This window comes from Gordonia otitidis NBRC 100426 (genome assembly GCF_000248075.1).
GTDB lineage: Bacteria > Actinomycetota > Actinomycetes > Mycobacteriales > Mycobacteriaceae > Gordonia > Gordonia otitidis.
In genome coordinates, this window is the sequence record NZ_BAFB01000271.1 from 1 (window position 1) to 5,368 (window position 5,368).

6 protein-coding genes and 1 pseudogene are annotated in these 5,368 nt (G+C 65.5%); 1 reads left to right on the forward strand and 6 read right to left on the reverse strand.

All coding sequences use genetic code 11. The features are described 5' to 3' along the window. Positions 1–69 precede the first annotated feature (69 nt). The 6 genes from GOOTI_RS24545 to GOOTI_RS24575 all read right to left on the reverse strand — a co-directional run bounded on the left by GOOTI_RS24545 (position 70) and on the right by GOOTI_RS24575 (position 4,994). Positions 70–348, reverse strand: coding sequence for a putative quinol monooxygenase (locus tag GOOTI_RS24545; RefSeq protein ID WP_007241305.1), 279 nt, complete (start codon positions 346–348; stop codon positions 70–72). 57 nt (positions 349–405) lie between these two features. After that, complete coding sequence (locus tag GOOTI_RS24550; RefSeq protein ID WP_007241306.1) at positions 406–819, reverse strand: GlcG/HbpS family heme-binding protein; 414 nt, start codon at positions 817–819, stop codon at positions 406–408. A gap of 866 nt (positions 820–1,685) precedes the next feature. Beyond that, the gene (locus tag GOOTI_RS24560) at positions 1,686–2,816 is read right to left on the reverse strand and encodes an NAD(P)/FAD-dependent oxidoreductase (RefSeq protein WP_174299177.1); all 1,131 of its coding nucleotides are present in this window, start codon (positions 2,814–2,816) and stop codon (positions 1,686–1,688) included. 141 nt (positions 2,817–2,957) lie between these two features. After that, positions 2,958–3,260 carry a putative quinol monooxygenase gene (locus GOOTI_RS24565; protein ID WP_007241309.1) on the reverse strand — a complete coding sequence of 101 codons (303 nt, stop codon included), beginning with the start codon at positions 3,258–3,260 and terminating at the stop codon, positions 2,958–2,960. Positions 3,261–3,268: 8 nt separating this feature from the next. Continuing rightward, complete coding sequence (locus GOOTI_RS24570) at positions 3,269–3,826, reverse strand: type 1 glutamine amidotransferase domain-containing protein (RefSeq protein WP_007241310.1); 558 nt, start codon at positions 3,824–3,826, stop codon at positions 3,269–3,271. A 1-nt stretch (position 3,827) separates the two neighbouring features. Then, positions 3,828–4,994, reverse strand: a complete 1,167-nt coding sequence (locus GOOTI_RS24575; RefSeq protein ID WP_007241311.1) for a glutathione-independent formaldehyde dehydrogenase — start codon at positions 4,992–4,994, stop codon at positions 3,828–3,830. A gap of 224 nt (positions 4,995–5,218) precedes the next feature. Here GOOTI_RS24575 and GOOTI_RS25920 point away from each other — a divergent pair. Continuing rightward, a pseudogene (locus GOOTI_RS25920) lies at positions 5,219–5,368 on the forward strand (IS630 family transposase); the annotation flags it as partial.

Sequence of the window (5,368 nt, forward strand, 5' to 3'; positions counted from 1 at the left end):
CACTAGCCTGGCGTCTGCGCACGCATGGCGAGCGCCAAGTCCTGTGGCCGCCGCGGGCGGCCGCTTGCTCTATGCGGGCTGCTTCTCCCCGACGACATCGAGCTGCTCGATCACGGGCTCCTCGAAGAGCTCACCCGTTTTCTCACCGAGCGCTTTCGCGACCTCACCCGACAGGTGCGCCTGGCGCCCGTCGTCGTCGGGAAATGCGTCAGAGATCCCGAACGACGAGGGTCCGAATTGTATCGCGAACCACCGGACGGTCTTGGGCTCACCCTCTACGATTGACAGCCCCTGGTTCAAGAAGTCGCGGACTTCTTCCTCCCTGCCGGGCAGTGCTTCGAGGCGCACCAGAAGCGCTTTGCTGACCTTCTATCCTTTGCTCGGTTTTGCGTTCTCTGGGATGGATTAGAACGCCGCTACAGCTGCCTCGGCGACCGTCTGATCCTGCTCGCCGCTACCCCCGCTCACTCCTACCGCCCCGACGACCAGGCCGTCGCGGCGCAGCGGGATGCCGCCAGCGAAGACCATGACCCTGCCATGGTTCGAGTTCTGGATGCCGTAGAACTGCTCGCCGGGCTGAGCATTTTCGGCCAGGTCCTTTGTGGCGATGTCGAAGGCGCGCGCCGTAAAGGCCTTGTTGATCGAGATGTCGACGCTGCCCACCCACGCGTTGTCCATGCGAATGTGGCTAACTAAATTAGCACCCGCGTCGACCACCGCAATGTTGCTCGGCGACCCGATCTCTTCCGCCTTAGCCTGAGCGGCGGCGATCACGCGCTGAGCGTCCTCGAGCGATACGGATTCGAGCCTGATGGTCATGAGTACCTCCTGGTTGTGTGCCACATGCCAATCGGGTCGGCCGATGGGCTAGGGCTGTCTCGCCTAAGTTCGACGTCATGCCGGTGTTTTCGCCGAGCATACCCTGTCGGCTCGCGCTCGCGGAGAACGTCGACGACTTGCTGCCTGCTCTTCAGGGGGTCGCTCCCTGGCTGCGCCGTAGTGACCTCAACGCCGTGCTTGGCACGTGCATGGATCTCGACCGTGGCGTTCCCGACGTGCAAGAGGCGGTGGTGTCCAACGCGCGCATTCGCTTCTCTCGCCGCGGACACGAGGTCACAATCGATCAGGCCCGACAACTTGTTGCGATCTGCTTGCAGTACCTCGACCGGTGGCACGGTGACTATGCCTTCGACGAGCGCGACCTTTCAGGGATCGGTCACCGGTACGCTGCGCTGGCGCACCGTCGCGCGGTACGCGCAGAGAAGGGCCGGTTCGCGGGCAACGCTACGTCTCAAGATCGGAGAGGCAGCGCAAATCTCGCTTCAGGCTGCGGTCCTGATATCGGCTGGTGGGCCAGTACGGAACTCGCGGTGACATGGTGGTTCACGAGTCGCGACCCTCCAACGCCGAGAGTGGTCTGGCGGCGCTCACCGAGGTGCCTACTCCGACGGACGCGTTCTACGTTCGCGGACACGGCAAGGTGCCAGAGGTGGATCCCGCAGTGACGGATCCCGCTGCGGCACCTCCGCGTACCAATCCTCACGATGAAGACACCCCATGACAAGGTGGTTGAGACTGTGACTGCTGTCCAGCCGCGACTCTTGGGTTGACCCAGGGCGGGCTGCCGTTGTCCTCGACGAGGAGACGTTTACCCATTGAGTGCGTCCGTACTGGGGTCAGGCGAACTATCGCAGGGCTTCGCCGAGGCGAGCGGCGGGCGTGAGGTCGGCGGCGAGACCGCCGCCGGTCGCAGCCCGGGCAAGAGCGCGACCCAGCGCAGGTGCCTGCTTGAACAGATTGTGACCGGCCACAAAAATGACAGAGCCTGCCTCCCACACGGCCACCCCGTCCTCGCTCCATGGGAGGTCGGTCACCCAGCAGTGAAGAAAGTCGCGCGGCTCTGGGTGGAGACCGGGCAGCGCCCGTGTCACGTATTCGCGCGCGCGTTCGTCCAGCGATCGAATCGCCGCAGGGTCGATGAACGTTCCGTCGTCGCGGACGCCGACGGTTTCGCTGAGTCCGACCGAATAACTGCTGTTGCCCGGTAGCGGCGTCGCGTACACGCCGACTTCGCCGAAGACGCCGCTGCTGTCCTGCAGGCACGCGACTCGTGCCGGGGCGGCGGCTTTCACGTCGAAGGTCAGCCGGACGTGTGCGGCAAGGCGAACCGGCAGCGACAGGCCGACGCTGCGGGCCAGGCGGGCGGTTTCGCGGCCGGCGCACACGACCACCTTGGAGTAGACAGCCCGGTCGGTGACGCTGCGCACCTCGACCGTCCCATCGGCACGGGGATCGATGGAGATGGCCTCTGCGGTGGTGACGGCATCTGCGAGGGCACCCGCGAGTGCCGTGATCGCGGTGCGGGTGCGGATCGCGCCGCCCGACTCGTCGAGCACCGCTGGCCCCGAGTACCCAGCGAGCAGCGGCATTCGCTGGGCGAGCTCGGCTGCATCGATCTCGTGCGCTTCCACGCCGCCGACCTGGTCGAGCACCCGCAGCCGCGCCAGGGCGCTCTCGCCGATCGCCACGACACCGTCTGATGAGACCAGCTCGACGTCGAAGTGTTCGGCCCACTCATCCCATACGCCGCGGCTTTCGCGCGCGAAAGCGACGAGTCGCGGGTCGTCGTGGGCATGCCGGAAGATCCGCGACTCGCCCGCGGACTGACCCGTTCCGGGCAGACCGGCCTCGTACAAGCGCACCGGCACGCCCTGCTCCCGCAGCGCGTACGCCGTCGACAGACCGACGATCCCGCCCCCGATCACTGCTACCTCGGGTGAACACGTCGGGGCAACGTCGTCGTCAGTTCCTGTCATCGCGGTTCCTCGATCTGTTAGGGATGGGCGATAGGCCGCAAGAGAAGGGGCCGCTGCCACGACGTCAACGGGCTGTGTCAGCCCGAAGTCACCGCGCGCAGCGGCCCCTCATGTCGGGGTCAGTACTCCCGGTCTGTGGTGTCAGGCGGGGAGCTTGGAAGCCAGGACGTCGAGCTTCTCGATCGTGGGTTCGGAGAACAACGCGCCGGCGTTCTCGCCGAGCGCTACCGCCACGGGTCCGGACAGGTGGGCATCACGTCCGGCGTCGTCCGGAAAGACGTCGAAGATGCCGAACGAGGTCGGCCCGAGGCGGATCGCGAACCACGCGGTGGTGGCCTGCTCTCCCTCGACAAGCGCACGGCCGCTGTCGAGGAAGTCCTTCACCTCGTCCTCCTTGCCGGGCAACGCGTCGAACCTGACCAGCAATCCCTTGGTCACACTCATGATGTCTCCTATTCCTTTGTCGTGGTGCCGGCGAGTTGGGACACGAGCGCGTCGCAGAACGCCGACAGGTCGTCGGGCGAGCGGCTGGTGATGAGATTCTTGTCGACCACGACCTCCTGGTCGACGACGTTCGCGCCGGCGTTGCGCAGGTCCGTGCGGATGCTCGGGAAGGACGTCAGGGTGCGACCGGTGGCCACGCCGGCCTCGATCAACGTCCAAGGCCCGTGACAGATCGCCGCCACTGGCTTGCCACTCTCGACGAAGTCGCGGACGAACGCGACAGCGTCCTCGTCGACCCGGAGCTGGTCGGGGTTCACCGTCCCGCCCGGAAGCACCAAGGCGTCGTAGTCGCCCATCGAGGCGTCGGCGACCAGCCCGTCGACGGTGAACGTGCCCGCTTCATCCAGGTCGTTCTTACGGGCCTTGATCTCGCCGTCGTGGATCGACAGGACCTCGGTCCGGGCGCCGGCCCTGTCCAGTGCCTCGCGGGGTTGCTCGAGCTCGACGCGTTCGACCCCGTCCGCGGCGAGGATCGCGACTCTCCTGCCCTGCAGATCTGCTGCCATGTCAGTTCGCCTTCTTTCCGCTGGACATACCTGGCTTGATGACGACCTTGGTCCAGCCCTCGGACCGGGCGTCGAAGTTCCTGTAGGCGTCGGCGGCCTCTTCCAGCGAGATCTCGTGGGAGACGATCCAGGACGGCTTCGCCTTGTCAGCCGCGATCAGGTCCCGGAGCCGGCGGTTGTACTTCTTGACCGGGGCTTGACCGTTGCCCATGGTCTGCCCCTTGAACCAGTGGGTGCCGAAGTCGATGGCCGCCTTGCCCTGCTTGGCCAAGTCGTTCTCGGCACCCGGATCCTGGGGGACGAACACGCCGACGGTGCCGATCCCGCCGGTGAAGCGCACCGCGTTGATGAGCATGTTCAAGGTGGCCGCCGTGTCTTCGTTGCCCTGAGGATCATGGGCCTGATAGCCCACGCACTCGCAGCCACGGTCGGCTCCGAGCCCCATCGTCTCGTCCAGCACCGCCTGCACCGGGTCGGTCTTGGAGTCGTCGATGGCGATTGCTCCGATCTGCTCGGCCAGCGCGAGTCGGTCGGGGTGGCGATCGACCACCATGACCTTCGCGGCCCCCTTGATCGTCGCGGACAGGGCAGCCATCAGCCCCACCGGTCCGGCCCCGGCGATCACGACGCTGTCGCCCGGGATCACGCCGGCCATCTCGGTGGCGTGGTAACCGGTGGGGAAGATGTCGGAGAGCATGACGTAGTCGTTCTCCTTCTCCTGCGCATCCTCACCCAGGCGCAGCGCGTTGTGGTCGCCGAAGGGGACCCGGAGCAGCTCCGCTTGGCCTCCGCCGTACGGGCCCATGTCCGCAAATCCGTATGCCGCACCGGCGGCGGACGGGTCAGGCTGCGTGGTCAGGCAGTAATTCGTGAGACCGCGCTCGCAGTTCTTGCAGAACCCACACGAGATGTTGAAGGGCAGCACGACCCGGTCGCCCACCTTGACCTTCTCCACGCCCTGACCGACCTCCACCACCTCCCCCATGTTCTCGTGGCCGAACGTGCGGCCCTGCTCGAAGGAGGTCCGGCCCTCATACATGTGCAGGTCCGAGCCGCAGATATTGGTCGTTGTCACCTTGACCAGCACATCGGTGGGACGTTCGATCTTCGCGTCCGGAACATCCGTGACCGCGACATCTCTGGGCCCCTGATAGACGACAGCCTTCATGGCGAGTCTCCAAATGGTTGTACTTGGCAAACCTCTGACTTCCTCACACTCACACTGGGACGATGCCGCGTCAAGTGAAGAATCGCTATCTACGGGCCGCAGCGTTCTCCGCATTCGCTGTTGCCATGACCGTCGGCACCGTGATCGCCTACCGCTAGTGTCCTGAGTCATTAATTGTCATTCGGTTGATAGACTGGGGAATGGCAACCCGGGGTCCGCGAGCACTTGACGAGAAGACCCAGATCCAAGCTCTCGATCGCACCCAGCCGATCTTTCCCATGCTCCCGGGCACCCCGCAACGGGCCAGCCACGACTACGTGCGCAACGGCACCTCCAGCCTGTACGCGGCGTTGGACATCGCGTCGGGAAAAGTC